The sequence below is a fragment of the Desulfuromonas sp. DDH964 genome (genome assembly GCF_001611275.1).
In the GTDB taxonomy this organism is placed as follows: domain Bacteria; phylum Desulfobacterota; class Desulfuromonadia; order Desulfuromonadales; family DDH964; genus DDH964.
This window is the reverse complement of the sequence record NZ_CP015080.1, coordinates 112,878-138,775: the sequence shown is the minus strand read 5'-3', so window position 1 is coordinate 138,775 and position 25,898 is coordinate 112,878. Positions and strand designations below refer to the sequence as shown.

The 25,898-nt window shown below is 62.2% G+C and carries 26 protein-coding genes; 11 read left to right on the top strand and 15 right to left on the bottom strand.

Annotated elements, in window-relative coordinates:
- Nucleotides 1–13: 13 nt before the first annotated feature.
- From DBW_RS00665 to DBW_RS00635, 7 genes are all read right to left on the bottom strand, one after another.
- A complete protein-coding gene (locus tag DBW_RS00665; protein WP_066722795.1) occupies nt 14–1,066 on the bottom strand; it encodes a sulfate/molybdate ABC transporter ATP-binding protein in 1,053 nt (350 codons plus the stop codon).
- Between the two features lie 4 nt (nt 1,067–1,070).
- Nucleotides 1,071–1,955: a sulfate ABC transporter permease subunit CysW gene (gene cysW / locus DBW_RS00660; RefSeq protein WP_066722792.1), complete on the bottom strand. Its 885-nt coding sequence runs from the start codon at nt 1,953–1,955 to the stop codon at nt 1,071–1,073.
- An 11-nt stretch (nt 1,956–1,966) separates the two neighbouring features.
- The gene (gene cysT, locus DBW_RS00655; RefSeq protein ID WP_335339852.1) at nt 1,967–2,800 is read right to left on the bottom strand and encodes a sulfate ABC transporter permease subunit CysT; all 834 of its coding nucleotides are present in this window, start codon (nt 2,798–2,800) and stop codon (nt 1,967–1,969) included.
- An 81-nt stretch (nt 2,801–2,881) separates the two neighbouring features.
- Complete coding sequence (locus DBW_RS00650; RefSeq protein WP_082820092.1) at nt 2,882–3,907, bottom strand: sulfate ABC transporter substrate-binding protein; 1,026 nt, start codon at nt 3,905–3,907, stop codon at nt 2,882–2,884.
- Between the two features lie 39 nt (nt 3,908–3,946).
- On the bottom strand, nt 3,947–5,272 hold the full coding sequence (locus DBW_RS00645; protein ID WP_066722783.1) for an OprO/OprP family phosphate-selective porin: 1,326 nt from the start codon (nt 5,270–5,272) through the stop codon (nt 3,947–3,949).
- A 123-nt stretch (nt 5,273–5,395) separates the two neighbouring features.
- Nucleotides 5,396–6,349, bottom strand: coding sequence for a cysteine synthase A (cysK, locus tag DBW_RS00640; protein WP_066722780.1), 954 nt, complete (start codon nt 6,347–6,349; stop codon nt 5,396–5,398).
- A gap of 69 nt (nt 6,350–6,418) precedes the next feature.
- Nucleotides 6,419–6,880, bottom strand: a complete 462-nt coding sequence (locus DBW_RS00635; RefSeq protein ID WP_066722776.1) for an RrF2 family transcriptional regulator — start codon at nt 6,878–6,880, stop codon at nt 6,419–6,421.
- Between the two features lie 575 nt (nt 6,881–7,455).
- On the opposite strand from DBW_RS00635, the gene DBW_RS00630 reads away from it, so the two are divergent.
- A complete protein-coding gene (locus DBW_RS00630; RefSeq protein WP_066722773.1) occupies nt 7,456–7,632 on the top strand; it encodes a MarR family transcriptional regulator in 177 nt (58 codons plus the stop codon).
- Between the two features lie 87 nt (nt 7,633–7,719).
- Here DBW_RS00630 and DBW_RS00625 read toward each other — a convergent pair whose 3' ends face one another.
- The 3 genes from DBW_RS00625 to DBW_RS17915 form a co-directional block, all read right to left on the bottom strand.
- On the bottom strand, nt 7,720–8,358 hold the full coding sequence (locus tag DBW_RS00625) for a GNAT family N-acetyltransferase (RefSeq protein ID WP_066722770.1): 639 nt from the start codon (nt 8,356–8,358) through the stop codon (nt 7,720–7,722).
- Nucleotides 8,358–9,419 carry an NAD(P)-dependent alcohol dehydrogenase gene (locus DBW_RS00620; RefSeq protein WP_066722768.1) on the bottom strand — a complete coding sequence of 354 codons (1,062 nt, stop codon included), beginning with the start codon at nt 9,417–9,419 and terminating at the stop codon, nt 8,358–8,360. Before DBW_RS00620 ends, DBW_RS00625 begins: the two co-directional genes overlap by 1 nt.
- 352 nt (nt 9,420–9,771) lie before the next feature.
- Complete coding sequence (locus DBW_RS17915) at nt 9,772–9,900, bottom strand: DUF3096 domain-containing protein (RefSeq protein ID WP_082820091.1); 129 nt, start codon at nt 9,898–9,900, stop codon at nt 9,772–9,774.
- Nucleotides 9,901–10,684: 784 nt separating this feature from the next.
- Between DBW_RS17915 and DBW_RS00605 the strand changes: the two genes are divergently transcribed.
- The 3 genes from DBW_RS00605 (at nt 10,685) to tsaA (ending at nt 12,798) form a co-directional block, all read left to right on the top strand.
- On the top strand, nt 10,685–11,302 hold the full coding sequence (locus DBW_RS00605) for an arylesterase (protein WP_231875360.1): 618 nt from the start codon (nt 10,685–10,687) through the stop codon (nt 11,300–11,302).
- A 41-nt stretch (nt 11,303–11,343) separates the two neighbouring features.
- The gene (locus DBW_RS00600; protein WP_197463687.1) at nt 11,344–12,141 is read left to right on the top strand and encodes a class I SAM-dependent methyltransferase; all 798 of its coding nucleotides are present in this window, start codon (nt 11,344–11,346) and stop codon (nt 12,139–12,141) included.
- Nucleotides 12,142–12,276: 135 nt separating this feature from the next.
- Nucleotides 12,277–12,798, top strand: a complete 522-nt coding sequence (tsaA, locus tag DBW_RS00595) for a tRNA (N6-threonylcarbamoyladenosine(37)-N6)-methyltransferase TrmO (protein WP_066722749.1) — start codon at nt 12,277–12,279, stop codon at nt 12,796–12,798.
- A 90-nt stretch (nt 12,799–12,888) separates the two neighbouring features.
- Here the strand turns inward: tsaA and DBW_RS00590 are convergent, their stop codons facing one another.
- Both DBW_RS00590 and DBW_RS00585 read right to left on the bottom strand, forming a co-directional pair.
- Entirely contained in the window at nt 12,889–13,416 is a 528-nt protein-coding gene (locus tag DBW_RS00590; RefSeq protein WP_066722748.1) for a YIP1 family protein, read from the bottom strand.
- Nucleotides 13,417–13,535: 119 nt separating this feature from the next.
- A complete protein-coding gene (locus DBW_RS00585) occupies nt 13,536–14,348 on the bottom strand; it encodes an epoxyqueuosine reductase (protein ID WP_066722746.1) in 813 nt (270 codons plus the stop codon).
- A gap of 235 nt (nt 14,349–14,583) precedes the next feature.
- On the opposite strand from DBW_RS00585, the gene DBW_RS00580 reads away from it, so the two are divergent.
- The 6 genes from DBW_RS00580 (at nt 14,584) to DBW_RS18860 (ending at nt 23,068) form a co-directional block, all read left to right on the top strand.
- Nucleotides 14,584–16,725, top strand: coding sequence for an FAD-dependent oxidoreductase (locus DBW_RS00580; RefSeq protein WP_066722743.1), 2,142 nt, complete (start codon nt 14,584–14,586; stop codon nt 16,723–16,725).
- Nucleotides 16,726–16,791: 66 nt separating this feature from the next.
- Nucleotides 16,792–16,929: a hypothetical protein gene (locus tag DBW_RS18315; RefSeq protein ID WP_157471662.1), complete on the top strand. Its 138-nt coding sequence runs from the start codon at nt 16,792–16,794 to the stop codon at nt 16,927–16,929.
- Between the two features lie 114 nt (nt 16,930–17,043).
- Entirely contained in the window at nt 17,044–17,862 is an 819-nt protein-coding gene (locus DBW_RS00575) for a DUF547 domain-containing protein (protein WP_157471660.1), read from the top strand.
- A gap of 119 nt (nt 17,863–17,981) precedes the next feature.
- Nucleotides 17,982–19,235, top strand: coding sequence for a bifunctional alpha/beta hydrolase/OsmC family protein (locus DBW_RS00570; RefSeq protein ID WP_066722737.1), 1,254 nt, complete (start codon nt 17,982–17,984; stop codon nt 19,233–19,235).
- Nucleotides 19,232–19,483 (top strand): glutaredoxin 3, encoded by a 252-nt coding sequence (gene grxC, locus DBW_RS00565; protein ID WP_066722734.1) that lies wholly within the window; start codon nt 19,232–19,234, stop codon nt 19,481–19,483. The genes DBW_RS00570 and grxC overlap by 4 nt, the downstream gene beginning before the upstream one ends.
- A 120-nt stretch (nt 19,484–19,603) precedes the next feature.
- The gene (locus DBW_RS18860; protein WP_066722731.1) at nt 19,604–23,068 is read left to right on the top strand and encodes a class I SAM-dependent DNA methyltransferase; all 3,465 of its coding nucleotides are present in this window, start codon (nt 19,604–19,606) and stop codon (nt 23,066–23,068) included.
- Nucleotides 23,069–23,542: 474 nt separating this feature from the next.
- Here DBW_RS18860 and DBW_RS00555 read toward each other — a convergent pair whose 3' ends face one another.
- The 3 genes from DBW_RS00555 to DBW_RS00545 are packed head-to-tail and all read right to left on the bottom strand — an operon-like array spanning nt 23,543 to nt 25,383.
- On the bottom strand, nt 23,543–23,872 hold the full coding sequence (locus DBW_RS00555) for a proline reductase (protein WP_066722728.1): 330 nt from the start codon (nt 23,870–23,872) through the stop codon (nt 23,543–23,545).
- 18 nt (nt 23,873–23,890) lie between these two features.
- Entirely contained in the window at nt 23,891–24,412 is a 522-nt protein-coding gene (locus tag DBW_RS00550; RefSeq protein ID WP_066722725.1) for a glycine/sarcosine/betaine reductase selenoprotein B family protein, read from the bottom strand.
- Complete coding sequence (locus tag DBW_RS00545) at nt 24,409–25,383, bottom strand: sulfurtransferase (RefSeq protein ID WP_066722722.1); 975 nt, start codon at nt 25,381–25,383, stop codon at nt 24,409–24,411. The genes DBW_RS00550 and DBW_RS00545 overlap by 4 nt, the downstream gene beginning before the upstream one ends.
- A gap of 136 nt (nt 25,384–25,519) precedes the next feature.
- Between DBW_RS00545 and DBW_RS18310 the strand changes: the two genes are divergently transcribed.
- Nucleotides 25,520–25,828 carry a hypothetical protein gene (locus DBW_RS18310; protein WP_157471658.1) on the top strand — a complete coding sequence of 103 codons (309 nt, stop codon included), beginning with the start codon at nt 25,520–25,522 and terminating at the stop codon, nt 25,826–25,828.
- Nucleotides 25,829–25,898: the final 70 nt, after the last annotated feature.

Here is a 25,898-nt window from a genome sequence, read left to right as displayed (position 1 = left end):
GGTCAGAGCCCGGCTAGATCTGGTAATCGGGTTCGAAGACCCGCACGTTGGTTGGTTGAATGTAGACTTTTTCGCCGGTTTTCAGTCCCAGCTCACGGTAGTGTTCGCGCGGCAGCTCGGCCTGCACGGTCTCGCCGGTGTCGAGGCGCCTGAGTTCGATGCGCGGCAAGGCCCCGGCCCCCTGGATGAAGACCACCTCGGCGGCGATATCGTCGCTCGCCGCGGCACTGCGCCGGATGCGAATATCGCCGGGACGCACGTAACCGACCCCGCCACCATCGGCACCGGTCGGACAGGCGATGGCGCCGGGCTGGCTGCTGTCGCCGCTCCGGCAATGGAAGAGGTTGACATGGCCGAGAAAACTGAAAACGAAGGGGGTGGCCGGCCGGTCGTAGACCTCTTCCGGGGTGCCGATCTGTTCGATCCTGGCCTGGTTCATCACCACCACCCGGTCGGCCACTTCCAGCGCCTCCTCCTGGTCGTGGGTGACGAAGACGCTGGTGACGTGGATCTCGTCGTGCAGCTTGCGCAGCCAGCGGCGCAGCTCCTGGCGAACCTTGGCGTCGAGGGCGCCGAAAGGCTCATCGAGGAGCAGCACCTTCGGCTCGGTCGCCAGCGCCCGCGCCAGCGCGACGCGCTGACGCTGGCCGCCGGAGAGCTGGGCCGGGTAGCGCGCGGCCATGTTGTCGAGCTGGATCAGCTGCAGCAGCTCGTGGACCCTTTCGCGGATCTGGGCCTTGCCCGGCCTTTCATTTCTCGGTTTGACGGTCATGCCGAAGGCGATGTTGTCGAACACGGTCATATGCCGAAACAGGGCATAGTGCTGGAAGACGAAGCCAACCTGGCGGTCGCGCACCTGGCGGCGGGTGGCATCTTCGCCATCGAAATGGATGCTGCCGGCATCGGCGGTCTCCAGCCCGGCAATGATCCGCAGCAGGGTGGTCTTGCCGGACCCGGAGGGGCCGAGCAACGCCACCAGCTCTCCGGAGGGAACCTGCAGATCGACCTGGTCGAGGGCGGTGTAGGCGCCGAATTTTTTTGAAATGTTCTGAACCTGGATTCCCATAGGACTATTCCACTCCAATCGGTTTGGTCGCGGTTTTCACCTCCTGGCGGACCCTTTTCTCCAGCAGCGCCTTGGCCACCAGGGTGAGGATCGCCAGCAGGGCCAGCAGCGAGGCGACGGCAAAAGCGGCGGCGAAGTTGTACTCGTTGTAGAGGATCTCGACGTGCAGCGGCAGGGTGTTGGTCAGTCCCCGGATGTGGCCGGAGACGACCGAGACCGCGCCGAACTCGCCCATCGCCCGGGCATTGCAGAGGATCACCCCGTAGAGAACCCCCCAGATGATATTGGGGAGGGTGACGCGGAAAAAGATCTGCCAGCCGTTCGCCCCGAGCACCAGGGCGGCCTCTTCTTCCTCGGTCCCCTGCGCCTGCATGAGCGGGATCAGCTCGCGGGCGACAAAGGGGAAGGTGACGAAGATGGTCGCCAGGACGATCCCCGGGACGGCGAAGATCAGCTTGATGTCGTGCGCCGCCAGCCACGGCCCCAGCCACCCCTGCAGGCCGAAGAGCAGCACGTAGATCAGGCCGGAGATGACTGGCGAGACCGAAAACGGCAGGTCGATCAGGGTGATGAGAAACGCCTTGCCGCGAAACTTGAATTTGGCGATGGCCCAGGCGGCGGCGATGCCGAAGACCAGGTTGAGGGGCACGCTGATGGCGGCGGTGAGCAGAGTCAGGCGGATCGCCGCCAGGGCGTCCGGCTCGCTGATCGCCGCCCAGTAGGTGTCGAGGCCTTTCTCCAGCGCCTGGACGAAGACTGCGACCAGCGGCACCACCAGGAACAGGGCGAGAAAGGCCAGCGCCAGGCCGGTCAGCAGCCAGCGCACCGCCTTCGGCTCAGTCAGGGCGGCGCCGGCAGGATGAGAAACGGTCAAGGATTGTGTCGGCATGGTCCCCTCCCTCAGCGTTCCGCGTGGCGGCGCGCCCACCACTGAATCAGATTAATCGTTAAAAGAATCAGGAACGAGAAGGCCAGCATCACCGTGGCGATGGCGGTCGCGCCGGCATAGTCGTACTGCTCCAGTTTGGTGATGATCAGCAGCGGGGTTATCTCCGAAACCATCGGCATGTTGCCGGCGATGAAGATGACCGACCCGTACTCGCCGATGGCCCGGGCATAGGCCAGGGCAAAACCGGTCAATAGCGCCGGCATCACCGCCGGGAAAATCACCCGCACGAAGGTCTGCCAGCGGTTGGCCCCCAAACAGGCCGCAGCCTCCTCCAGCTCTTTTTCCAAATCCTCCAGCACCGGCTGGACCGTGCGCACCACGAAGGGGAGGCCGATAAAGGTGAGCGCGACCATGATCCCCAGGGGGGTATAGGCCACCTTGATCCCCAGCGGGGCGAGATATTTCCCGATCAGGCCATTTTCCGCATAGAGTCCGGCCAGGGTGATGCCGGCCACGGCGGTCGGCAGGGCGAAGGGGAGATCGACCAGGGCATCGATCACCCGCTTGCCCGGGATTTTGTAGCGCACCAGCACCCAGGCGACCAGCAGGCCGAAGAGACCGTTGACCAGCGCCGCGACTAGGGCGGCGCCGAAGGTCAGGCGAAACGAGGCCAGCACCCGCGCCGAAGCGACTGTCCCCCAGAACGCATCCCAGGAGAGGGTCGCGGTCTTGAACAGCAGGCTGGAGAGCGGGATCAGGACGATCAGGCTCAGATAGAGGAGGGTGAACCCCATCGCCAACCCGAACCCGGGCAGAACACTGCGCTGTCTGAGTAGAAAATTCACTGCCATCTCCCTGCGGTCGCCCGCTCAGGTCAAGATAGAGGGTAGCCGGGGCACGGCAGACCGTGCCCCGGCAGAGGACAACTAGTGCGCCGGAACGTAGATCTGGTCAAAGGTGCCGCCGTCGGCAAAATGCGTCTTTTGCGCCTTCTGCCAGCCGCCGAAAACCTCGTCAACGGTAAACAGGTTGACCTTCGGGAAGCGGGCGATATCGGCCGGGTCGGCATGTTCCGGGGCCACCGGGCGGTAGTAGTGCTTGGCCGCCAGCTTCTGCCCGACCGGGCTGAACAGGTATTCCAGGTAGGCCTTGGCCACTTCGGTCGTACCGTGCTTGGCAGCCACCTTGTCCACCACTGTCACCGGCGGTTCGGCCAGGATCGAGACGGAGGGGACGACGATCTCGAATTGATCCGGGCCGAGTTCGTTGATCGCCAGAAACGCTTCGTTCTCCCAGGAGAGGAAGACATCGCCGATCCCGCGCTTGACGAAGGTGGTGGTCGAGCCGCGCGCCCCCGAGTCGAGGATCGGCACATTCTTGTAGAGGGCGGTGACGAAATCGCGCGCCGCCGCTTCACTGCCGCCGCTCTGCTTCAGGGCGTAGCCCCAGGCGGCCAGAAAGTTCCAGCGGGCACCGCCGCTGGTCTTGGGGTTCGGGGTGATGACGGAGACACCCGGCTTGATGATATCGCCCCAATCCTTGATCCCCTTGGGATTCCCCTTGCGCACCAGAAAGACGATGGTCGAGGTGTAGGGAGCGCTGTTGTGCGGCAGGCGCGCCTGCCAGTCCTTGCCGAAATGTCCGGTCTTCTCGGCGATGGCATCGATGTCGTAGGCCAATGCAAGGGTGACGACATCCGCTTCGAGGCCATCGATCACCGCCCGGGCCTGCTTGCCGGCGCCGCCATGCGACTGATTGACCTTTACCGTGTCGCCGGTCTTCTCCTTCCAGTAGTCGGCGAAGGCCGCGTTGTACTCCTTGTAAAGCTCCCGGGTCGGATCATAGGATACGTTGAGCAGGGTGTACTCTTTCGCCAGGGCCAGGCTGCCGATGAAGAGGCCGAGGACAAACAGGACCAGGGTCAGTTGCGGGACGAGTCTGTTTCGTAACATGAGTGGTTCTCCTTATGTCGTATGGCTAAAAGGGTTCTTTTAATAGGCGACCTGGACCCGGGTGAGCAGGACTTTTTCGGTCTCGCGGTCGCCGCTGGCGCTCCCCTGGTCAAACGTGGTCTGTTCATAGTTTACAACCACCTTGAGGTTGCGGCTCGGGTACCAGTTGAGACCTGCCGCCCAGGCACTCGCCTTCTCGGCGTACTTGGTCGGGTCGGCGAAGAGCGGAAATGCGTCCTGGTCGATTTCGAGTTCGTTATAGCGTCCTGCCAGCTCCAGGGCGCCCCAGGCGCCGCTTTTCGGATCGAAGGACCGTTTCGGCTTGACCCCCTTAAAGGAGGCGTCCTCGCCGGTCACCACCCAGGAGGCCGCAACCTGCCAGGCCTGGTTGGCCAGATCCCTGGTGATCGTGCCATTGCTGACTTCCTGCTCCGAACGGACGTACTCGGCGAGCAGGCCGACGGGGCCGGCGTACCAGTAGGCCTGCGGGGCCACCCGCCAACGGCGGCCGTCGGCGTTGCTGGTGGCTAAATATTTAAAGAACGTCTGCTGCCCTCCCGACTTGAACGAGGGGAGGGCTCCCTCCTGATTGCCGTAGCTGCCGGCCACACCAATTCCCAGCCCTTGCAACGGAGCGATGCCGGAAGTCTTGAACGGATGGGCGAAGAGGCGCGCCGCCAGGTCCTTGTCGTCGTTGCTGTCGCTGTCGGTGCTGCCGCCATCGACGCCGCCGTTGAAGAGGCCGAGAGCATAGCTCAGGGTCCCCTTCGCCAGTTCCCCCCCGATCTGCAGGCCGACATCGCGATTGGGAACCAGGCTGGTGGGAAGGGCGCGCTCGACGAACAGCAGGCTGGCCCCCGACTGCAACCGCTCAAGGCCCACCGGCGCTTTGAACTTGCCGACCCGAACCTGGGCCGCCGGCCAGTAGTTCGCCTGGATGTAGGCATCCAGCAGTTCGGTCTTGCCGCGGCCGAAGTCGGGCATGATGCGGAACTGATAATCCTTCCCTAGGGTTCCCTCGATAATCGGCCGCACCCGCCGCAGCAGCAAATCGTTGGTAACGGCGTCCCGGTTGTCATCGAGGTAGACACGGCCGTCGGCCTGCACGTAACCGCGCAGTTTCAGTTGCCAGCTGCCATCTTGCGAGCGGATCGCGAATCCCTTCTCGCCAGCCTCGACGACACCATGCTTGGCGGCCTCCTTGCCGGCCGCTTCTTTTTCCAATTCCAGTTTGCGTTCCAGGATACGGATCTTCTGATCGAGTTCCTGCCAGCGTTCCTCAGGGGAAGGACCCGCCCAGACAGGGCTGGTTCCCAGGAGCAGCCCTGCGACCAGGACCAGGGTAATGAACCGGTTGCTACGCATTGATTTCCTCCTTGTTGACTGTCGGTAGCTTCCGGCGGTCCGGTCAGCCCTGCGCCGTTTCTCTTAATTTAAAAGCGTGCCTCCGGAATTTCCGGTCGGCTCATTTCTGACAGGGTTTAATGGTCAGACGATGCCGTCAAACAGGACGCTGGTCAGGTAGCGCTCACCGGAGTCCGGGAGAATCGCCACGATCTTCTTCCCGGCAAATTCCGGACGGGCGGCCAGCCGGGCGGCAACCGCCGCCGCGGCACCGCACGAAATGCCGGCCAGGATTCCTTCCTCCCTGGCCAGGCGCCGGGCAAAGTCGATCGCCTCGTCGTTGCTGACCTGCTCGACCTGATCGACGACCGCCAGATCGAGGGTTTCGGGGATGAAGCCGGCACCGATCCCCTGAATCTTGTGCGGGCCGGGCTGGATCTGCTGCCCCGCCAGGTGCTGGCTGATGACCGGCGAATCGCTCGGTTCAACCGCCACCGAATAGAGGGGTTTGCCCTTGTCCTGTTCAAAAAACTGCGAGATGCCAGTGATGGTGCCGCCGGTGCCGACCCCGGAGACCAGCACGTCGACCTCGCCGCCGGTCGCCTCCCAGATTTCCGGGCCGGTGGTGCTGCGGTGGATGGCCGGATTCGCCGGGTTTTTGAACTGGTGCAGCAGCACATAACGTTCGGGAGCGCTGGCGGCCAACTCTTCGGCAGCGGCAATGGCGCCGCCCATCCCCTTGGCGCCGGGAGTCAGCACCAGGTTGGCGCCGAAAGCCTTGAGCACCTTGCGCCGCTCCAGGCTCATGGTCTCGGGCATAGTCAGGGTGATGGGGATACCGCGCGCCGCGGCGACGAAGGCCAGCGCGATGCCGGTATTGCCGCTGGTCGGCTCGACAATCTCCTTGCCGGGGCCGAGCAGCCCTTTCTTCTCGGCGTCCCAGATCATCGCCGCGCCGATGCGGCATTTGACGCTGTAGGCCGGGTTGCGCCCCTCGATCTTGGCGTAGACTGCGGCGCCCTGGGGGACGATGCGGTTCAGCTTGACCAGTGGAGTGCCACCGATGCTCAACGAATTGTCGGTAAATGTCTGGCTCATGAAGGTCTCCTTGGTTGGGTGGTTTGTAATTATGTCTATCGATTTTATAGTCTAAAGGGCAAAAAAAATCTAGATGGTGAAATCGATCACCTTGCTGGCCCTTTTGGAAGCCTCGTCCGACCGCTGCAGAACATCCTTGAGCGAGGTGTGGTCAAGAATATCCGCAATGGCGTTGCGGACATCCTTCATCACCAGACGGATGCCACAGGTGTTTTCGTCGTGACACTCCTCGCATTTCTGGTAGGCCGTTTCGCTGGCGCAGGGGATCGGGGCCAGAGGCCCTTCGAGCACCCGAATGGCACTCCCCAGGGTGATCTGCGCCGGGTCCTTGGCCAGGAAATAGCCGCCCCCCTTCCCCTTGCGGCTGCCCAGAATTCCGGCATTTTTCAGCTGCAACAGGATCAACTCCAGGAACTTCTTGGGTATCCGCTCCTGCTCAGCCAGATCGGCGATCAGAAGCGGCCCAAGGCCATGTTCCCGGGCCAGGGAGAGAAGGGCTTGCAAGCCGTATTTGGTCTTTTTTGAAATCACTATCTATCTTCCCTATTTTTTTTATAGACTAATTGCTCCTATCGTAACTGTCAACCATTTTTTTGCACCATTTTTTTGCCCCTCCAACCGATCAGCAAAACGGCACACCTCGGCCGCGTTATCCCGACAGGGATTATGTCATTGGCTAGGTAAATCCCATTCCTTACAATCCTGGACCAAAAAGGCTAAGCATCCAGTTGCATAGTATCCAGCTCCCCTGCAAAGAGATTGGCAACCACTGTTTTCGAAGGGATCCACTCCCCTCTCCCTGCGGCTTCTGCGGCGAGGTCCCTTGCAACTGCCACATGCACCCCGGTGATGATCCAGTGAGAACGCCTCGCCCCCTTCGACCTGCAGGCCAACACCCACACCTTCAGGGTGGTGCGCACCCTCGCCGACAATGACCCCCTACAGCAGCCTCACCTCGCCGAGGCGATCCAGTATCGGGGGCTGGAGCGCAAGCTGACCTGAAGATCGCAGCCGAGAGCCCCGCCAAAATTGAAGGCGACCCTCGATTTATGATTCAATTGGTTGTATATTGTTCGCCATCACCTGAAACCCCAAGGAGGCTGACGATGGATACTGCGGCAAAAGTACTGGAAGTGATTCACAAGGCGGGCGAGCCCCTCAACGCCGGCAAGGTCGCCGAACTCGGCGAGCTGGAGCGCAAGGCGGTCGATAAGGCGATGGACCAGCTCAAGAAAGAGGGGAAGATCGTTTCGCCAAAGCGCTGCTACTGGTCACCAGCCTAGGCTTCTCCCCCCAACAGGCCCGATTGCACCTTGAAAAACCCCGCCGAAGACTGGCGGGGTTTTGTTTGGACGCCTGGCTGGTGATTTTCATCTACTTTGGTCTGGTTGAAGCTCTTTCATCCAGAACTGCATGACATGATCGCGCTGGATACCGTCAGGCTCGCGCCAGGCAAAATGGGTGGTTACCCCCGGCAGGCGGACGAACCCGGTACGGGCCAAAAAGCGGGTGATCGGGATGAAATCGGGCGGGCGCAGCGGGTGATCCGCAGGGCGCTCGACGGTGGCGCAGGTCAGCTGGCGGTAACGCCCGCGAGCAAGCACTTCGCTTTCCAGCTGCGCCAGCAGCCGGCGGCCGAGGCCGCGACTGCAGTAGGCCGGACGCAGCAAGAGCTCGCCGACGTAATAGGTTTCCCCGAGGTTCAAAGCGCTGTCGGCAAAGGCTTCCAGCAGTTGCGAATTTTCATGGCTCAGCGGCATGCCGGTCGCCGCCCCGATCGCCTCGCCCCCCTCCGCGGCGAGGATGACGCAGGCGTCCGGTTGCTCGGCATAACTGCGCAGGTAGTTGAGTTCATCCTCCCGCCGCCCCCGGTAGAGATAGGGGTACTCGAGAAAGATGTCGAGACGCAGCGTCGCCAGGGCGTCAAGCGCCCCGGCAACGGCGGGCCCGGTCAGCAGTTTCCCAGCGGGGGTCGACAGCGACTTTTCGTCCTTTTCCAGGGTGGGCATCACCCGGCCTTCAGCGACGCCATGTCGATGGAGAAGCGGTACTTGACGTCCGACTTCAGCAGCCGCTCGTAGGCCTGGTTGATCTGCCCGATCGGGATCACCTCGACGTCGGCGGTGATGTTGTGCGCGCCGCAGAAATCGAGCATCTCCTGGGTCTCCTTGATGCCGCCGATCAGCGAGCCGGAGAGGCGCTTGCGCCCGAAGAGGAGGGCGAAGGAGTGGACCGGCAGCGGCTTCTCCGGCGCCCCGACCAGGGTCAGCTCGCCGTCGAGGCCGAGCATCTGCAGGTAGGCGTTGATGTCATGGTCGGCGGCGATGGTGTCGAGGATGTAGTCGAAGCTGCCGGCATGCTTCTTCATCTGCGCCGGGTCGGTGGAGAGGATCACCTCGGCGGCGCCGAGGCGCAGGGCGTCGGCCTTCTTCCCCGGCGAGGTCGTAAAGACCGCCACCTGGGCGCCGAAGGCGCGGGCAAACTTGACCCCCATGTGGCCGAGGCCGCCGAGGCCGACGACGCCGACCTTCTTCCCCTTGAGATTTCCCCAGCGGCGCATCGGCGACCAGGTGGTGATGCCGGCGCAAAGGAGCGGCGCCACCCCGGCGAGATCGAGGTTGGCCGGGACCTTGAGGACGAAGTGCTCGTCGACGACGATGCGTTCCGAGTAGCCGCCGTAGGTGACCGGTGCCGTGCCATGCTTATCCGGCGAGTTGTAGGTGAAGGTCGCGCCCGGGCAGAACTGCTCGACATCGGCCTGGCAACTCGGGCAGTCATGGTCCGAGTCGACCAGGCAGCCGACGCCGACGAGGTCGCCCACCTTGTGGCTGGTGACGGCGCTGCCGACGCCGGTCACCCGGCCGACGATTTCGTGCCCCGGCACGCAGGGGTAGGTGGTCTGCATGACGCTGTGCCACTCGTCGCGTACCGTATGCAGGTCCGAGTGGCAGACACCGCAGTAGAGGATTTCGATCTGCACGTCACGCGGGGTGGGGGCGCGACGCGGGATGGTAGTGGACGTCAGTTTTGCGGTCGCACTGGCGGCGGAATAGGCTTTGGCATTGGACATGGTCTTCTCCTTGGCGGATTGGGCGGGTTACAGCCCGGTCATTTTTCCGATCGCTTCCGGGTAGTCTGGCCCCACCAATGAGCGTTTTTACACTGGTAGGGTCCTTTCACTGTTCAGCTCTTCCTATCGTTGAACCTATCCTACTGGCGGGAAAGTGCAAGTCGGCAGATTGCTCCCGGCGGATCAGTGACGGATTGTCCAAATGGGCGGGGAAAGGTGGTCGGGAGGGGGGAGCGGGCTGGAATTTGCAGGTGGCGTGTTAGAATTTTGGCCCTACGCAGGCATGGCGAAAAGGGACAGCCGGGTATTTTCACCCCTCTGCCCCTCCTGGCCCAACCCAGAACAACGAAACTCAGCGGACCAGCCCGGAGATGCCAATCAAAATTAGGTAGACGGCGACAATATAATTCAGCGCCTTGGGAATCACCAGGATCAGGATGCCGGCCAAGATCGCCAAAACAGGTTGCAGGTGCACATACATGATAGGGACTCCCTGGGTCGGTTACGGTTTCAATCCCTGGTTGACAATTTCCATTCCAAAACTCAACGGGATGGGAACCTGTTTCCCAGGGGGGATGTTCACGAAGAGAATCTGCCCTTAATCACGGGGATACTCTCATTTGCCCTGGTGGCCGTTGCCATGTCCGCCATTATGGTGCCACAGACCCGGCGGCCGGGGGCACCCGGCCAGGGTTACCGTGACCAGGAGGAGAACGACCAATTTCAGCAAAAGAATTTTTTTCATCTGTCACCTTTCAGGTTGTCACTGAGCAACTTAAGTTAGGCTGCGTGAGGAAGAGACGCGCCGGTTGCTGAACGGCGGTATGTCCTTCTGGCGCGCAAACATTGAACTGGTCCAGAAGTATCGCAACGAACATGCCAGTGTCAGGCCCCGCCCTTCAGGGAAGTAAATAATTGATATTTTTATGAAAATTTGAAAACAAGGAGAGTGCAGGAAAAGAACCTGGCCGAGCAAGGCCGTACCATATGACGGATCTGCCAGGCGTGACGGATCGGGGGAGCGCTTTCATTGTGGTGATGAATCTGCCCCGAGATAAACAGGAGGCGGGTAACTCTTGTTTTGCTCTGGCCTCCGGGAATCCGGAGGCCGTATTCTGGGTAGAGTCCTCCAGGCTGCGGAAGCTCTCCCTGAAAATCCGCAGGCCGCCGAAAGACGGTCAGTCAACTAACCCGATCTAGCCCTCGGCCGATCGAATCCTTGCGGGGGATACCCCCCTCGGCAAAAATGCGCTATGCTTCCAACCATGTCGAAACTGCGCTTGCATATTCTCTTTACCCTGTTCTCCCTGCTGTTACTCCTCCCCGGTTGCGACGCCAAGCCGAAGATCCGCCCGCTGGCATCCGGCGCGACGATCCTCGCCTTTGGCGACAGCCTGACCCATGGCAACGGGGCAGGTGCCGGCGAGAGCTATCCGGCGCAACTCGAAGAATTGCTCGGGGTACGGGTGGTCAATGCCGGGGTGCCGGGAGAAGTGTCGACCGCCGGGGTCAACCGGTTGCCCGGGGTGCTGGAAACGGTGCAGCCGCAACTGGTGATCCTGATCCACGGCGGCAATGATTTCCTGCGCCGCCTCGACGTCGCGCAGACGAAGGAGAACCTGCGGGCGATGATTCTAGCCTGCCGACAGCAGGGTGCCGACGTCGTCCTCGCCGGAGTCCCGCAACTCGGCCTCTTCCTCGCGCCGGCTCCCTTTTACGCGGAACTCGCCAAAGAGTATCGGCTCCCCTATCTGGACGACACCCTCAGCGATATCCTGAAGGACAATCGCCTGAAGAGCGATGCCATCCATCCCAACGCCGCCGGCTACCGGCAACTCGCCACGGCGCTCGCCGAACTAATTCACGCCGCCGAGGGACGCTGACCTGTCATCTTATGTACTCTGGCCCGCATGGAGGAAAACCCTTGTACGATTTCAGCCGTTGCAAGCTCTGCGGGAAGGAGGCAGCCGCGCCAAAATACCGATTAAAAGAGATGACTGTGTACGCCTGCACTAACTGTGATTTCCACTTTATCGATGCCCTTGACGACCTTCCGACTGAAGAATCCAGGGAGTCCCTGCTGACAGGGAAAACTCGACAATTTATTTCCAGCAAGCTCCTCCAGAACAGCGCCCAACTGAAAATCAATCTGCAGTTTGTCAAAGCACATGTCGCTCTGGCAGGAAAACATTGTCTCGACATCGGCTCCGGGGCGGGAGTATTCCCCTCGTTGTTGCAAGAAGAGCAAGCAATTCCGGAAGGTATCGAACCCCAGCAGGTCTTCCGCGAATACGCACTGGAAAAATTCAAGCTCCTGTTGCGGGCTGAACTGGTCGACGACCCCTACTGGCAAAACGGATACGCCAGCTATTTTGAGATCATTACCCTCTGGGACACGCTGGAACACGTCAATTTCCCGGTTCAAACGATCGCGGCGGCCGCCAAACTGCTCAAACCGGGGGGCTATTTATTCCTCGACACCCCCGCACGTGATTCTTTTTTCTACCGGGTCAGTGAATGGTCCTATCGTTTGAGCAGGTCCGCTACCTCTCCGCTACTGGAAACCCTCTACTCCCCCAAACCATTTCGCCACAAACAGATTTTCACCAAAGCGCAGCTTTTGGCCCTGCTGAAAAGCGCCGGCTTTTCCAATATCGAGTTCTCAGCAATACACCGCGCCAGGAACAAGCTGGTTTTAGTCGCACGAAAAACAGACCATTAAGAGACACCCTCTAGCGATATCCTGAAAGACAATCGTCTGAAGTGCGCTGCCATCCATCCCAGCGCCGCCGGCTACCGGCAACTCGCCGCGGTGCTCGCGAGGCTGATTCGCGCCGCTGAGGAGGACTGACCCGCCGTGGAAAACCAAGCCGCTACTTTCAGCTATCGTCCCATCGGCATCCTGCACTCCCCCTATCACCGCCGCATCGACGCCCCCCACCAGGGGACGGTGGTGGCCGGGACGGTGGACGGGGCGGCGGCGAACGCCACCCTGGAGCTGGCGGATTGGCTCGACGACAAGGTGCTGCAGGATCTGGATGGCTTCGACCGGCTCTGGCTCATCTATTCCTTTCACCGCAGCGAAGGGTGGCGCAGCACCATCAAGCCGCCGCGCGGCGGACCGAAGCGGGGCGTTCTCGCCACCCGCTCCCCGCACCGGCCCAACCCGATCGGCCTGTCGGCGGTGGAACTGGTGCGGATCGAAGGGCGGACGCTGCACCTGCGCGGCGTCGACCTGCTCGACGGCACCCCGGTCCTCGATATCAAACCCTACGTCCCTTACGCCGATGCCTTTCCCGAGGCCAGGGCCGGCTGGGTCGATGAGCTGGATGCAAGGCTGGGGAGTCAATCGGCGCCGGGACCGCGACGGCCACGGTAGCTGAAATTGGCAGGCGTGAATCGAAAGGGGGAGAGGCTGCTTTGCAAAAAAAGCAGCCTCTCCCCGTTCTGCTCTGAGCGACCTATACGCTCAGCTGCCCCCGCCACCCAGCAACGCGAACAGGAGCAGCAGGATGAGGGTCTGAACGACCCAGCCGATCGCGCACACGCCCACAGCCCGCAGAGTGCTGGTGTAATCGAGCGCCTGCCGGACCGCGATAACCATGGCAACTAGCATCCAGATGGCTGCCAGGGTAAAAACGATCGGCCCCAGTCCCGGGATGATCCCCAGTACCCGGATCATGCCGGGAGAACTCGAAAATCCGGTGGTGCGCAGCATTTGACCGAGATCGGCTTCGGTTTGCGGCTCGGCGAGAAACCGGGTGCCGATGAAGTAGGTGAGCCAGGCCCAGATATACCAGCTACCCAAGGCGGCAAGGGTGCCAAGCAGAATCCCGGCCAGTCCCAGGTTGGCGACACTTCCGATTCCGGCCGCCAGACTGGAAAGGACAACCACCCCCAGGGCCTGAGGCATTGCACCCCGGTCGGCTTCGACCTCTTCATAGAGGGGAACGTCCAGCTTCGCCGCCCGCAGCATCCGCGTCATGAAAATGCTCATCGTTGCTCCTTTGGTTGTGGGGTAAAAGGGCCGGAATTAATTTTTCTGCAAAAGTGCCTACTGAGCTATCTTCTCTCACGACATCATCCCTCCCGCAACCTCATACGATCAACCATCACCTACCCCGCCCCCCGTGGAATTCGCCCCTCACAGGGGACTTTGGTCTGGCAAAGGCCGCAGCCGGTCGCTTTGATGTCGTAACTGGCCGCAACGGCCTCGGGAACAGTTCCGTAAACGTAGTCGCGGCAGAGGAACTTGTCATGGCCGCTATCGGAGAGGGCGCCGACCGGGCAGCGGGCGATGCAGGCGCCGCAGCTGCCGTCGACAAAGCGCAGGCAGTAGCCGCGAAAGTCGGAATAAGGGCGCGGGGTGGACGGCAGCGGGGCGTCGGTGACGATGCTGCCGAGACGGTGGGCGATCCCCTTGGCGGTGATCAGGCCGTCGTTGAGGCTGAAGGTGCCGAGGCCGGCGGCGAAGGCGGCGTGGCGTTCGGACCAGTTGGAGGAAGGACCGGATCCTTCCACCTCGACTGCCTGCCAGAGCGGAGAGAGCTGGGTGGCGACGGCCCGGAATCCCCGCGCCGTCAGCAACTCGACCAGGTGACGGCGCAACAGGACGTTAAACGCCTCGCCGCGGTCGCGGGTTCGGGCCCAGGCCCGGGAGGGATACTGCTGCTCGCGACGGTTACCGAGGCGGGTTGTTTCCACCACCGGCAGCACCCAGCAGAGGACCGCCGTGGCGCCGGGCAGCAGCCCGTCGGGGGTGAGGTGGAAATCGCCGACTATCTCTTTGTACTGGACGAAGAGCGAATCGGCGGCAGCTGCGACGCCAACCAGCGGTGCCTCAAAATAGGGGGTGACCCCGTCCTCCTGAAGGTTGGCGGGGTGCTCACGGACGAAACGTTCAATCTCGGCAATCAGCTGTTGCAGCATTGTCGGCACCTCCGTTGCGGCTGGTCGCGAGCGGGCTGACCGCCCCGCGCAGACCAGATGTACCACGATTCCATCCCTGCGGGCCAGCGCCAAGCTTTCCCCCGCCCCTTCGACCGGCGCTTTCTTTCGTAGCACTTCTGGACTTGCACCACGGTCGCAAGTACCTTTAATGTGTAAGCAAGAGACCGATCTGCCGTCGTAGCTGCCGACACCTCACCAGGAGACTCGACCCGCCATGTCCAGCCGCTGGGAAAAAGGGCTCATCTTCCTCGTCATTGCCGTGCTGGTCGGCCTCTTCTTCACCTTCGACCTGCAGCGTTTCCTGACCCTGGCCGAGCTGAAAGCGCGCCAGGAGGCGTTTCAGAACTACTATGCCGTCCATCGGTTGCTGACTCTCGGCTTCTATTTTTTCATCTACGTGGCGGTCACCGCCCTGTCGCTGCCGGGGGCGGCGGTGATGACCCTGGCCGGCGGTGCCCTGTTCGGCTTCTGGCCGGCGCTGGTCGTCGTCTCCTTCGCCAGCACCATCGGCGCCACCCTCGCCTTCCTGGTCAGCCGTTTTCTGCTGCGCGACTGGGTGCAGGCGCGCTTCGGCGAACGCCTCCAGGCGGTCAACGCCGGCATCGAGCGGGAGGGGGCTTTCTACCTCTTTTCGCTGCGGCTGGTCCCCCTCTTCCCCTTCTTCGTCATCAACCTGCTGCTGGGGCTGACCCCGATGCGCACGCGCACCTTTTACTGGGTGAGCCAGCTCGGCATGCTCGCCGGCACCGCGGTCTACGTCAACGCCGGCACCCAGCTCGGCCGCATCGACAGCCTTTCCGGCATCCTCTCCCCTGGGCTACTCCTTTCCTTCGTCCTGCTCGGTCTCTTCCCGCTGCTGGCGAAGAAGGGGCTCGACCTCGCCAAGACGCGCAGGGCCCTAGCCGCCTTCCCCAAACCGAAACGCTTCGACTACAACCTGGTGGTGATCGGTGCCGGCAGCGCCGGGCTGGTCTCCGCCTACATCGCCGCGGCGGTGAAGGCGAAGGTGGCGCTGATCGAGAAGCACAGGATGGGCGGCGACTGCCTCAACACCGGCTGCGTGCCGAGCAAGGCGCTGATCCGCTCGGCAAAGATGCTCGCCTACGGTCGCCGGGCGCAGGAGTTCGGCTTTGAGCGGACCAGCACCGACTTCGACTTCGGCGCAGTGATGGAGCGGGTGCAGCGGGTCGTTGCCAAGGTCGCGCCCCACGACTCGGTGGCGCGCTACACCGAGCTCGGTGTCGAGTGTATCGAGGGCGCGGCGCGCATCACCTCTCCCTACTCGGTCGAGGTGGATGGCCGCATCCTGACGACGCGCAGCATCATCGTCGCCACCGGCGCGACCCCCTTTGTGCCGCCGATCCCCGGGCTCGACCAGGTTGATTACCTGACTTCCGACAACCTCTGGCAGCTGCGGGAACTGCCGCAGCGGCTGGTGGTGCTCGGCGGCGGCCCGATCGGCTGCGAAATGACCCAGGCCTTTGCCCGCTTTGGCACCCGGGTGACCCAGGTCGAAATGGCGCCGCGGCTCATGGGCCGCGAGGATGACGACGTCGCCGCCTTCATCCGCAGCCGCTTTGAGGCGGAAGGGGTGCGGGTGGTTACCGGACACGCGGCCAAGGCAGTGGAAGTCCGCGACGACGACAAGGTCCTGGTCTGCGACCACCATGGCGAGCGGGTCGAGATCGGCTTCGACGCCATCCTCGTCGCCGTCGGTCGCCGCGCCCACACCTGCGGCTTCGGCCTTGAAGAGCTTGGCGTCACCATCAGCCCGCGCGGCACCATCGCCACCGACCCCTTCCTGCGCACCAACTTCCCCAACATCCTCTGCGCCGGGGATGTTGCCGGACCCTATCAATTCACCCATACCGCCGCACACCAGGCCTGGTACGCCGCGGTCAACGCGCTTTTCAGTCCCTTCAAGACCTTCCGCGCCGACTACCGGGTCATCCCCTGGAGCACCTTTACCGACCCGGAGGTCGCCCGCGTCGGCCTGAACGAGACCGAGGCCAGGGAACAGAAGCTCGGCTTCGAAGTGACCCGCTACGAGCTGAGCGAGCTCGACCGGGCGATTGTCGAGGGAGAGGAGGAGGGGTGGATCAAGGTCATCACTCCGACCGGCAAGGATACGATTCTCGGTGCCACCATTGTCGGCCCCCACGCCGGCGACCTCCTCGCCGAATTCACCCTCGCCATGAAGCACGGCATCGGCCTCAACAAGATTCTCGGCACCATCCACCCCTATCCGACCCTGGCCGAAGCGAACAAGGCCGCGGCCGGGGCATGGAAACGCGCCCATGTGCCGGAGCGGCTACTACAATGGGTGGAAAGGTTCCATACCTGGCGCCGCGGCTGATTGCAGTGCCAGCAAGGCCCCGGGTCGGATCCGGCCCGGGAATTTACCCACGAAGGAGATGAGATCATGAAAAAACTGAGCGTTCTTATCGTCACCGCCCTTTTCGCTCTCAGCCTCGGCGGCTGTGCCGCCCATAGCGGTGCCAAGCAGATGGTCAAATGCCCGGCGTGCGGCTATGAATTCCAGGTGCCGGCAACCCAGTAACTAGTGCCAGCCCCGGCTGCGGCCGGCTCCCGCCTCCGGCAGGAGACCGGCCGCAGTCCTTTGCGGGGGGAACGGAACCCCCGCCGTCGCCAGAGGAATGAGAAAATGGGGAAAATGAAAACCTTATGCCTCGCATCCCTGATCGGGCTCGGCCTGCTCCTCGCCGGGCCGGCCAAGGCGGCGCCAAAGCCCGAGTTCTGGCCGATCTGGCAGGGGAGCGCCCCGCAGAGTACCCAGCAGGTCGACCATGGGGCCTGGGCGCGTTTCCTGGCGCGCTACCTGGTACCCGGCCAGGCCGGGGAACCCAACCTGGTCCGCTACGGCGCCGTCAGCGCCGCCGACCGGGCTGCCCTGCAGGGCTACCTCGACAGCCTCGCTGTCGTTGCGGTCACCGGACTGAACCGCGCCGAGCAGAAAGCCTACTGGATCAACCTCTACAACGCCCTGACGGTGATGACCATCCTCGACCATTACCCGGTCGCCAGCATCCGCAACATTAAATCGGGCTGGTTCAGTCCCGGACCCTGGGATCTGAAGCTGATCAAGGTCGATGGCAGCGAGCTCTCGCTCAACGACATCGAGCACCGTATCCTGCGGCCGATCTGGCACGACAACCGCATCCATTATGCCGTCAACTGCGCCAGCCTCGGCTGCCCCAACCTGCAACCGGAACCCTTCACCGCGGCCAACAGCGAAGAGCTCCTCGAGCGGGGGGCACGGGAATATGTCAACAGTCGACGCGGAGCACATTTTAACGGCGCCACCCTGGTCCTTTCCAGCATCTACGACTGGTACCAGGCCGATTTCGGCGGCAGCGAAACCGGGGTACTGAGTCACCTGCAGCACTACGCCGACCCGGCTTTGGCTGCGAGGCTGAACGGCTTCCAGGGGGATGCCGGTTATGCTTATGATTGGCGTCTGAACGCCCCCTAGGGAATCGCGATCTTCACGGAGTATTCAGCCCGGGGATACTTCCGCCCCTCGCCGCTGCCGCGGTCTGGACCTGCCCCGTCAACTCAGGCGGTGGAAGGTAAATCGCTCAAGGAGTCCGCATGAAACAGCAAAAGGTCAGCTTTCCCAACCAGGATGGGCTCGCTCTCGCCGCTCTCCTCGACCTGCCGGAGGATGAAGCGCCCCTTGCCTTCGCGATCTTCGCCCACTGCTTCACCTGTACCAAGCAGAGCGCCGCCGCCGGCCGCATCTCCCGCGCCCTGAGCCAGCAGCGGATCGCGGTGCTGCGCTTCGATTTTACCGGCCTCGGCGAAAGCGCCGGCGACTTTGCCAGCACCACCTTTTCCCACAATGTCGCCGACCTGGTCGCCGCCGCCCGCTACCTGGAGGAGACCTTTACCGCGCCGCAGATCCTGATCGGCCATTCCCTCGGCGGCGCCGCCGTGCTCCAGGCGGCGTCGCGCATCGCCACGGTGCGGGCGGTGGTGACGCTCGCCGCCCCCTGTCATCCCGACCATCTCCTCAAGCTGCTTGGCGATTCCCGTGCCGCCATCGAGCGCCAGGGTCAGGCCACCGTCGACATCGGCGGCCGCCCCTTCACCCTCGGCAAGGAGTTCGTCGATGACCTGCTGGCCCAGGAGCCGCTGACGGCGATCGGCCGGCTTAAAGTTGCGCTGCTGGTGATGCATTCCCCCCAGGACAAGATCGTCGGCATCGACCATGCCGCCGCCATCTACCGGGCCGCCAGACACCCGAAGAGCTTCATTTCCCTCGATCCGGCCGATCATCTCCTCTCCCGGGCGGAAGATTCCCGCTTTGCCGCCGCCATGATCGGGGTCTGGGTGCGGCGCTTCCTCGATTCCGACGAAAACGCCACCACCGATCCGGAGATCAGCGACAACCGGGTGACGGCGCGCACCGGCGCCGAGGGGTTTCGCACCGACGTCTTCGTCAACGGCCACGCCCTGGTCGCCGACGAGCCGGAAGCTTTTGGCGGGACCAACCAGGGCCCCTCCCCCTACGACTATCTACAGGTCGCCCTCGGTGCCTGCACCGGCATGACGGTGCAGATGTACGCCGCGCGCAAGAAGTGGCCGCTGGAATCGGTGGTGGTTCGTTTGCGGCACGAGAAAATTCATGCGCAGGATTGTGCTGACTGCGATGACCCGGCGCATCGTATCGACCACCTCGAGCGGGAGTTGGAGATTCATGGCGCGTTGAATCAGGAGCAGCGAGAGCGCCTGCTGGAGATCTCCGAGAAATGTCCTGTGCATCGTACCCTGCACGGCGAGGTGAAAATTTCGACGCGACTGCGCGAAGCCTCGTCCCGATCCTCGGCAAGGAGTTCGTCATGAAAACCGTGGAAATCTATACCAAGGATTACTGTCCCTACTGCCACCGCGCCAAGGAATTGCTGCAGAAAAAAGGGGTGAACTTCGTCGAATATGATGTGACCCATGATGCCGCCAGGGAAGAGGAGATGCGTCGACGCTCGGGGCGCGCCACCGTGCCGGAGATCTTTGTCGATGGGGAACTGATCGGTGGCTGTGACGATCTTTTTGCGCTGGACGCCAAAGGGGCGCTGGACGCAAGGCTCGGATAAACTCCACGCTCCTGTCGGCCCGCCCGCACGACGTCGATGCATCACCTGAAAACCTCTGGACGAATCGGCCGCCCGTGGCTATTCTAGGATGTCTTTTTTGCCATGCCTGTCGGGGGGAACATGTCCGAGGAACGCACCAACTACGTCCGGGCGCACGCCAGCATCGACGCCTTCATCACCGCCTGGAAAGCGTCCGGCGGTGCCGAGCGCGCCAACTACCAGCTCTTCCTCACCGAACTCTGTCACCAGCTCGACGCTCCCCTACCGGAACCGACCCGGCCCGACGACAGCGAAAACGCCTACGTCTTCGAACGCACCGTCACCCTCCAGCACGGCGACGGCAACACCTCCCCCAACTACATCGACCTCTACAAGCGCGGCTGCTTCGTCCTCGAAGCCAAACAGGGGAGCGACAAGCAGGAACCTGCGCAGTTCAAGGAGACGGAGAAGAAGTACAAGACCGGCACCGCCAGGCGCGGCACCCAAGGGTGGGACCGGGCGATGCAGGCGGCCAAGAACCAGGCCGAACGCTATGCCAAGGCCCTGCCGACAGGCGAGGGGTGGCCGCCGTTCCTGCTGGTGGTTGACGTTGGCCACAGCATCGAACTCTACAGCGAGTTTTCCTGCACCGGCAAAGCCTACCTCCCCTTCCCCGACCCCCGTTCCCACCGCATCCATATCGGCGATCTGGCCCGCCCCGAGGTGCGGGAGTTGCTGCGGAGTATCTGGACCGACCCGCACAGCCTCGACCCGGCGAAACGCTCCGCCAAGGTCACCCGCGAGGTGGCTGACAAGCTGGCCCGGCTGGCGAAGTCGCTGGAGGCGGCCGGGCACTCTTCGGAAAAGGTCGGCAACTTCCTCAAGCGCAGCCTGTTCACCATGTTCGCCGAGGACATCGGCCTGATCCCCAACAACAGTTACACCGAGCTGCTGACGAGCCTGCGCGGCAGTACCGACAAGTACGTGCCGATGGTCGAAAGCCTCTGGCAGACCATGAAGGACGGCGGTTTCTCCCCGGTACTGCGCGAGAAACTGCTGCGCTTCAACGGCGGCCTGTTCGAGGGGTCCGAGGCACTTCCCCTCAACGAGGACCAGCTGGAGATGCTGATCCAGGCCGGCAAGGCCGACTGGAAGGACGTCGAGCCGGCGATTTTCGGCACCCTGCTGGAGCGAGCCCTCAACCCGACCGAACGTCACCACCTCGGAGCCCACTACACCCCCCGCGAGTACGTCGAGCGGCTGGTGCTGCCGACCGTGGTCGAGCCGCTGCGCGTCGACTGGGAGGCGGTTCTCGCCGCCGCCGTCGCCCTCGACACCCAGGGCAAGCGCGACGAGGCCGTGGCCCAGCTTCAAGCCTTTCACCATCACCTCTGCGGCGTCCGTGTCCTCGATCCGGCCTGCGGCAGCGGCAATTTCCTCTATGTCACCTTCGAGCACCTCAAGCGCCTGGAGGGGGAAGTCCTCGACGCGCTGGAGGGGTTCGGTGAGACGCAGGAACTGATGGGCCTGGCGGGGACCACCGTCGACCCGCACCAACTTCTCGGCATCGAGGTCAACCCGAGGGCAGCGGCCATCACCGACATGGTACTCTGGATCGGCTACCTCCAGTGGCACTACCGCACCCGGGGGGACGTCCAACCTCCCGAGCCGGTCATCAAGAAGTTCCGCAACATCGAGTGCCGCGACGCCGTGCTCAGCTGGGAGCGCACCGAACCGGTAGTCGACGAGGATGGCACCCCCGTCACCCGCTGGGACGGCGTGACCACCAAGACCCACCCCGTCACCGGCGAACAGGTCCCCGACGACACCTCCCGGGTGCCGCTGCTGCGTTACGTCAACCCGCGCAAAGCCGAGTGGCCCGATGCCGACTTCGTAGTGGGGAATCCGCCGTTCCTAGGGAAGCAGAACATTCGCCCTGCTTTGGGTGACAGCTACGTTGAGACACTGCGCAATGTATGGCTTGACGTACCCGACTCGGTCGACTTCGTCATGTACTGGTGGCACAAAGCTGCAGAGTTGGCGCGACTTGGCAAGCTCCGACGCTTTGGCTTCATCACTACCAACAGCCTTACACAGAAATTCAACCGCAAGGTGGTAGAAACACACCTTATAGCCGTACCCTCGCTGTCCTTGGCCTTTGCCATCCCCGATCATCCATGGGTCGACTCCGCCGACGGAGCCGCCGTCAGGATTGCCATGACCGTCGGGAGACCTGCTAAGGATGGTGACGAAGGTCGGCTGGTCACAGTGGCCGCCGAAAGAGGGAGCGATGGGGAAGGAATTGCTGTTGACTTGATAACGCGGCAGGGTGTTTTGCACGCCGACCTTCGGGTTGGTGCCAACGTGGCAAGTGCTCAGCCGCTCCTGGCGAATAGCCAAATTTCCGGCACGGGTTACATTCTGGGGGGCCGGGGTTTTGTTTTGACGGCTGAAGAAGCGGATCGCCTCAGGCATCAAGGCGCCGAAACCGCTCGACTAATTTTCCCATTATCCAATGGGGATGACATCGTGGGGAAGGCGCGACATTTTCATGTCATCGATGCCCACGGCCTTACCGAGGAACAATTACGGCGTGAGACCCCAGGCCTTTGGCAGCGTCTTTATGAGAGGGTATATCCTGAGCGGCAAATCAACCGGGATCCGAAGTTGCGTGCTAATTGGTGGCTCTTCCGACGCAGCAACGAGCTGATTCGCTCCGCGACTGCGGGCCTGCATCGGTTTGTGGTCACCCCGGAAACCGCTAAACACAGGATATTTTCTATCATCAATGCGGGTAGCAGACCGGAACACAAGCTCATCTGTATCGCCACCGACAGCGCCTACCACCTTGGCGTACTATCAAGTCGCGCTCATGTCACCTGGGCTCTGGCAGCGGGTGGACGCCTTGGCGTTGGCAATGATCCTGTTTACAGCAAGACCCGCTGCTTCGAGCCTTTCCCGTTCCCCGTCTGCAGCGACACCCAGCAGCAACGCATCCGCGACCTGGCCGAACAACTCGACTCCCACCGCAAGCGCCAGCAGGAGCAGCACCCCGACCTGACCCTGACCGGCATGTACAACGTGCTGGAGAAGCTGCGGAGCGGAGCGGAATTGACCGCCAAGGAGAAGGTCATCCACGAGCAGGGGCTGGTATCGGTGCTGCGGCAGCTGCACGACGAACTCGACGCGGCCGTGGCCGATGCCTACGGCTGGCCGGCCGACCTCACCGACGAGGCGATCCTGGAACGGCTGGTGGCGCTCAACAAGGAGCGAACCGGGGAGGAGGAGCAGGGACTGGTGCGCTGGCTGCGCCCCGAGTACCAGAACCCCTCCGGGAGGATGGGAGAGTCGCAGGGGAAACTGCCCGGCAGCGAGGAGACCGCCGCACCCGTCGCCGCCAAGGAGAAGCCGGTCTGGCCCAAGACCCTCCCCGAGCAGGTCGCCGCCGTCCGTGCCGCCCTCACCCAGCGCAGCGTACCGACAACGGCCCTGCAACTCAAGGAGGCCTTCAAGCACGCCCGCGAGCCCAAGGTCCAGGAAATCCTCACCGCCCTCGCCTCCATCGGCCAGGCCCGTGAGGTGGGACCGGGGGCGTACACGGCCTGAAAGACGGGCACGCAGAAACCAACCCCGTCGCGCCCCTTTGCATCGACTGCGCCTCCTGATGTGCAAAAGGGCAAAGAAAGCGTGCCTGGTCCGGTATCAAAAAGGCCTTGATAAATTCAAGGTCGGAATTCTTTGCTCTGCTCAGCTTGCTGTGCGCGGGGGTTAACAAGGTGATGTTCAAACGCCACGCGACCAAGGGCCGCTCGCGTGGCGTTTATCTTAGGTGCAGTCTCTGGTGTGGTTTCCAAAGCTGCTCTGAAAGTGGGCACTTCGCTCCAGCGCGAGAAGCGTTTCCGAATCACCGGCAAGAAATCCGTCCAGCCGGGGAGCTGCTGTTTTGATCGTCAACTTCCGGCTGCTGTCTCGGGTGTAAGTAACGCATTAAGCTGTCGGTTTTGTGGCGGATGAGGGTCCTTGATTAATGAATCTCCCCGCAGCAAGCTACGGGGTATCAAAAGTTTAGATTGATCGCTTTCATCGAAGCAAGCTTCGGGGAATTCGACCCACCTGAGATTCAAACTCACTGCTTGCCGGCGGACGATACTGCTTATAGTCTTCCCGCCGCCAGCGAAACGGCAGGTCAATGATGGTCCCCGGCTCGCGAATCTGGTAAAGGGCTCTTAGCGTTTCCAGGACCACCGCTTTTTGCTGTGCACTGTTGCCCGGCTCGCCGACCGGATGTCCGAACGGCCAGCGCAGGAAGACGGTTCGCGGCGGTTTTACCTTCTCCGAGTACTCACGCACGATCGAGATTCCCACCGTGGCCAGGCCGGCCTTTTCAATCTCTCTCTGGATCAATCCCACGGATTGATTGCAGATCCCTCAGGCCGGTGTCAAAAGCACCAGGTCGACCTGATCCGCCTTCAGTCGTGCCGCAACGTCCCGGGCGGTTTTCTCCACCAGCGTCGCTATGTGTCGTCCATCGATGTGTCCCATGAAAGCGTAATGGACTTTGGCCAGCTGACCGAGGGTGCCATCGACCTCCAGTTCCCGCAATCGATCCAGGGGCAGGATGATATTGGGGTCCTTGTGCGCGTCGCTGTGGTCGTAATAATCGTGGGTGATCTTGAAATCGTTAAACAGCCGGTCGCCGTCCAGAACGCGATAGCTCGGATCCCCCTCCTGGTCACGCATGTCAAAGGGGATCTGGTCGCGATGATGAATGCCGGAGGTCGTCACCAGGGCCAGTTTGGCTTGCCGCAATGGTTTTGCCGGCCTCGTCCAGGGGATATCCCCGGACGTTTCGCGCGGCTGATAGGCCGCGACAAACCGGCGCCCCAGTTTCGGCGACCAGGAAATCAGCCGCGCCAGAAGGCGATTCTTCAAGCGTGTGAGTGAGCTCATTGCGCCACCTGTCTGTCGGAAGAAGTGAACCTGTCGAGCGAAGCCAGACCCGGGCTGACGGGAATGGATGCGTTCAGCTGGCCCTTGGCGTCGATAATCGGCAAAGTTTTGTTGTTCGCCCATTCAATCCAGGAGCCGTCGTAGTTTTTGACCTGCTGGTAGCCAAGGCCGAGCAGCACCAGGGTCGCATAGGAGGAGCGTATCCCGGTCTGGCAATGAGCAATCACCTCTTTATCCGGGGTCACGCCGTGGGACAGCAGCAAGGCATTGATCTCTTCCGGACTTTTCAGAACCTTGACCCCATTGACCTCTTTCTGCAGATTCGTCCAGTTCAGGTGGATGGCCCCGGGAATATGTCCGCCTCGATCAGCGCGCACATCCGTGCCGGCAAACTCGCCGTCGCTGCGCGTGTCCCAGACAACGGCGTCGGGGGTCTCAAGGCGGGTATAGAGATAATCCGCATCGGCACGCGCCTCCAGGTAGTCGCCATCAACCGCGAACGCATAGTTGCTTGCCTCTGGCGTCTTGGTGGGGAGCAGGCTGATGTTGCGGCCTTCCATGGACCACTTGTCGTAGCCACCATCGAGCACAAATGCTTTTTGATGCCCGTGGTAACGCAGGGTCCAGACCAGTCGAGCCGCATAGGGGTTGTCATCCTCCGCGTAGACAACCACCGTGCTGGCAGTGGTCAACCCCAGAGAGCTCATCAAATTCTGGAAAGCAGCCGCTGTCGGAACCAGACTTTTCACCTCGTTGCGGGTCTCCAGAAAGCGCTCTTTTTCGACATTGAGCGCTCCGTCGATATGACCCAGCCAATAGAGCGGCGCCTTGCGCACATCCAGCACTACGACATGGTCTCTGTTCGCTGCCAGCCATTGCGTGTCGACGAAATAATCCTCCAGGGCAGCCTGGCTGACTCCGGGCAACAGCGCGAATAGAAATATCAGTAGGCCGAGCTTGTAGGCTTTCATAAAAAGATCCTCCGAAATTTGACTTGTTTTGTAGGGTTTATACTCTCTATTTACTACCATGTCAATGTGTTTTATGTTTTTTTATACTACTGTATTTTACCGTAAATTAAATACAGAGCTGGGCAGCCGCTACGGGGTGCATCCCAACCAGATCACCAACTGGAAGCGGCAGGCCATCGACAATATGGCCGAGACCTTTGCCAGCAAGGCGGAACGTACCCGCAGCAACGATGATCCCCAGATCAAGGAGCTGCATGCCAAGATCGCCCTGGACCGCACTCTGCTGGGGGATCGACGGACAGATCGCGGTCAGGAGTCCCCACCCGGCAGCAGTAACCATGGCTCGGCTGCAAGGATCCGACTTACCTGGCCGGGGCCCTCGCCGCCATTGCCGCGGGTGTCGTCGCCCCCTGACCAGCGCCGGATAACTCTTCTCGGCATCTGATATGCACTAGACCCCTGTCGTTCCCGCTCATCGCTGCGGAAACCGGGGTTTTGTGCCTTGCCACGGGCAA

Coding starts and splice junctions, on each gene's coding strand:
- DBW_RS00665 (WP_066722795.1), bottom strand. CDS start 1,066: ATGGGAATCCAGGTTCAGAACATTTCAAAAAAATTCGGCGCCTACACC.
- cysW (WP_066722792.1), bottom strand. CDS start 1,955: ATGCCGACACAATCCTTGACCGTTTCTCATCCTGCCGGCGCCGCCCTG.
- DBW_RS00650 (WP_082820092.1), bottom strand. CDS start 3,907: ATGTTACGAAACAGACTCGTCCCGCAACTGACCCTGGTCCTGTTTGTC.
- DBW_RS00645 (WP_066722783.1), bottom strand. CDS start 5,272: ATGCGTAGCAACCGGTTCATTACCCTGGTCCTGGTCGCAGGGCTGCTC.
- cysK (WP_066722780.1), bottom strand. CDS start 6,349: ATGAGCCAGACATTTACCGACAATTCGTTGAGCATCGGTGGCACTCCA.
- DBW_RS00630 (WP_066722773.1), top strand. CDS start 7,456: ATGGATACTGCGGCAAAAGTACTGGAAGTGATTCACAAGGCGGGCGAG.
- DBW_RS00625 (WP_066722770.1), bottom strand. CDS start 8,358: ATGCCCACCCTGGAAAAGGACGAAAAGTCGCTGTCGACCCCCGCTGGG.
- DBW_RS00620 (WP_066722768.1), bottom strand. CDS start 9,419: ATGTCCAATGCCAAAGCCTATTCCGCCGCCAGTGCGACCGCAAAACTG.
- DBW_RS17915 (WP_082820091.1), bottom strand. CDS start 9,900: ATGTATGTGCACCTGCAACCTGTTTTGGCGATCTTGGCCGGCATCCTG.
- DBW_RS00605 (WP_231875360.1), top strand. CDS start 10,685: ATGTCGAAACTGCGCTTGCATATTCTCTTTACCCTGTTCTCCCTGCTG.
- DBW_RS00590 (WP_066722748.1), bottom strand. CDS start 13,416: ATGAGCATTTTCATGACGCGGATGCTGCGGGCGGCGAAGCTGGACGTT.
- DBW_RS00585 (WP_066722746.1), bottom strand. CDS start 14,348: ATGCTGCAACAGCTGATTGCCGAGATTGAACGTTTCGTCCGTGAGCAC.
- DBW_RS00580 (WP_066722743.1), top strand. CDS start 14,584: ATGTCCAGCCGCTGGGAAAAAGGGCTCATCTTCCTCGTCATTGCCGTG.
- DBW_RS18315 (WP_157471662.1), top strand. CDS start 16,792: ATGAAAAAACTGAGCGTTCTTATCGTCACCGCCCTTTTCGCTCTCAGC.
- DBW_RS00575 (WP_157471660.1), top strand. CDS start 17,044: ATGAAAACCTTATGCCTCGCATCCCTGATCGGGCTCGGCCTGCTCCTC.
- DBW_RS00570 (WP_066722737.1), top strand. CDS start 17,982: ATGAAACAGCAAAAGGTCAGCTTTCCCAACCAGGATGGGCTCGCTCTC.
- grxC (WP_066722734.1), top strand. CDS start 19,232: ATGAAAACCGTGGAAATCTATACCAAGGATTACTGTCCCTACTGCCAC.
- DBW_RS18860 (WP_066722731.1), top strand. CDS start 19,604: ATGTCCGAGGAACGCACCAACTACGTCCGGGCGCACGCCAGCATCGAC.
- DBW_RS00550 (WP_066722725.1), bottom strand. CDS start 24,412: ATGAGCTCACTCACACGCTTGAAGAATCGCCTTCTGGCGCGGCTGATT.
- DBW_RS00545 (WP_066722722.1), bottom strand. CDS start 25,383: ATGAAAGCCTACAAGCTCGGCCTACTGATATTTCTATTCGCGCTGTTG.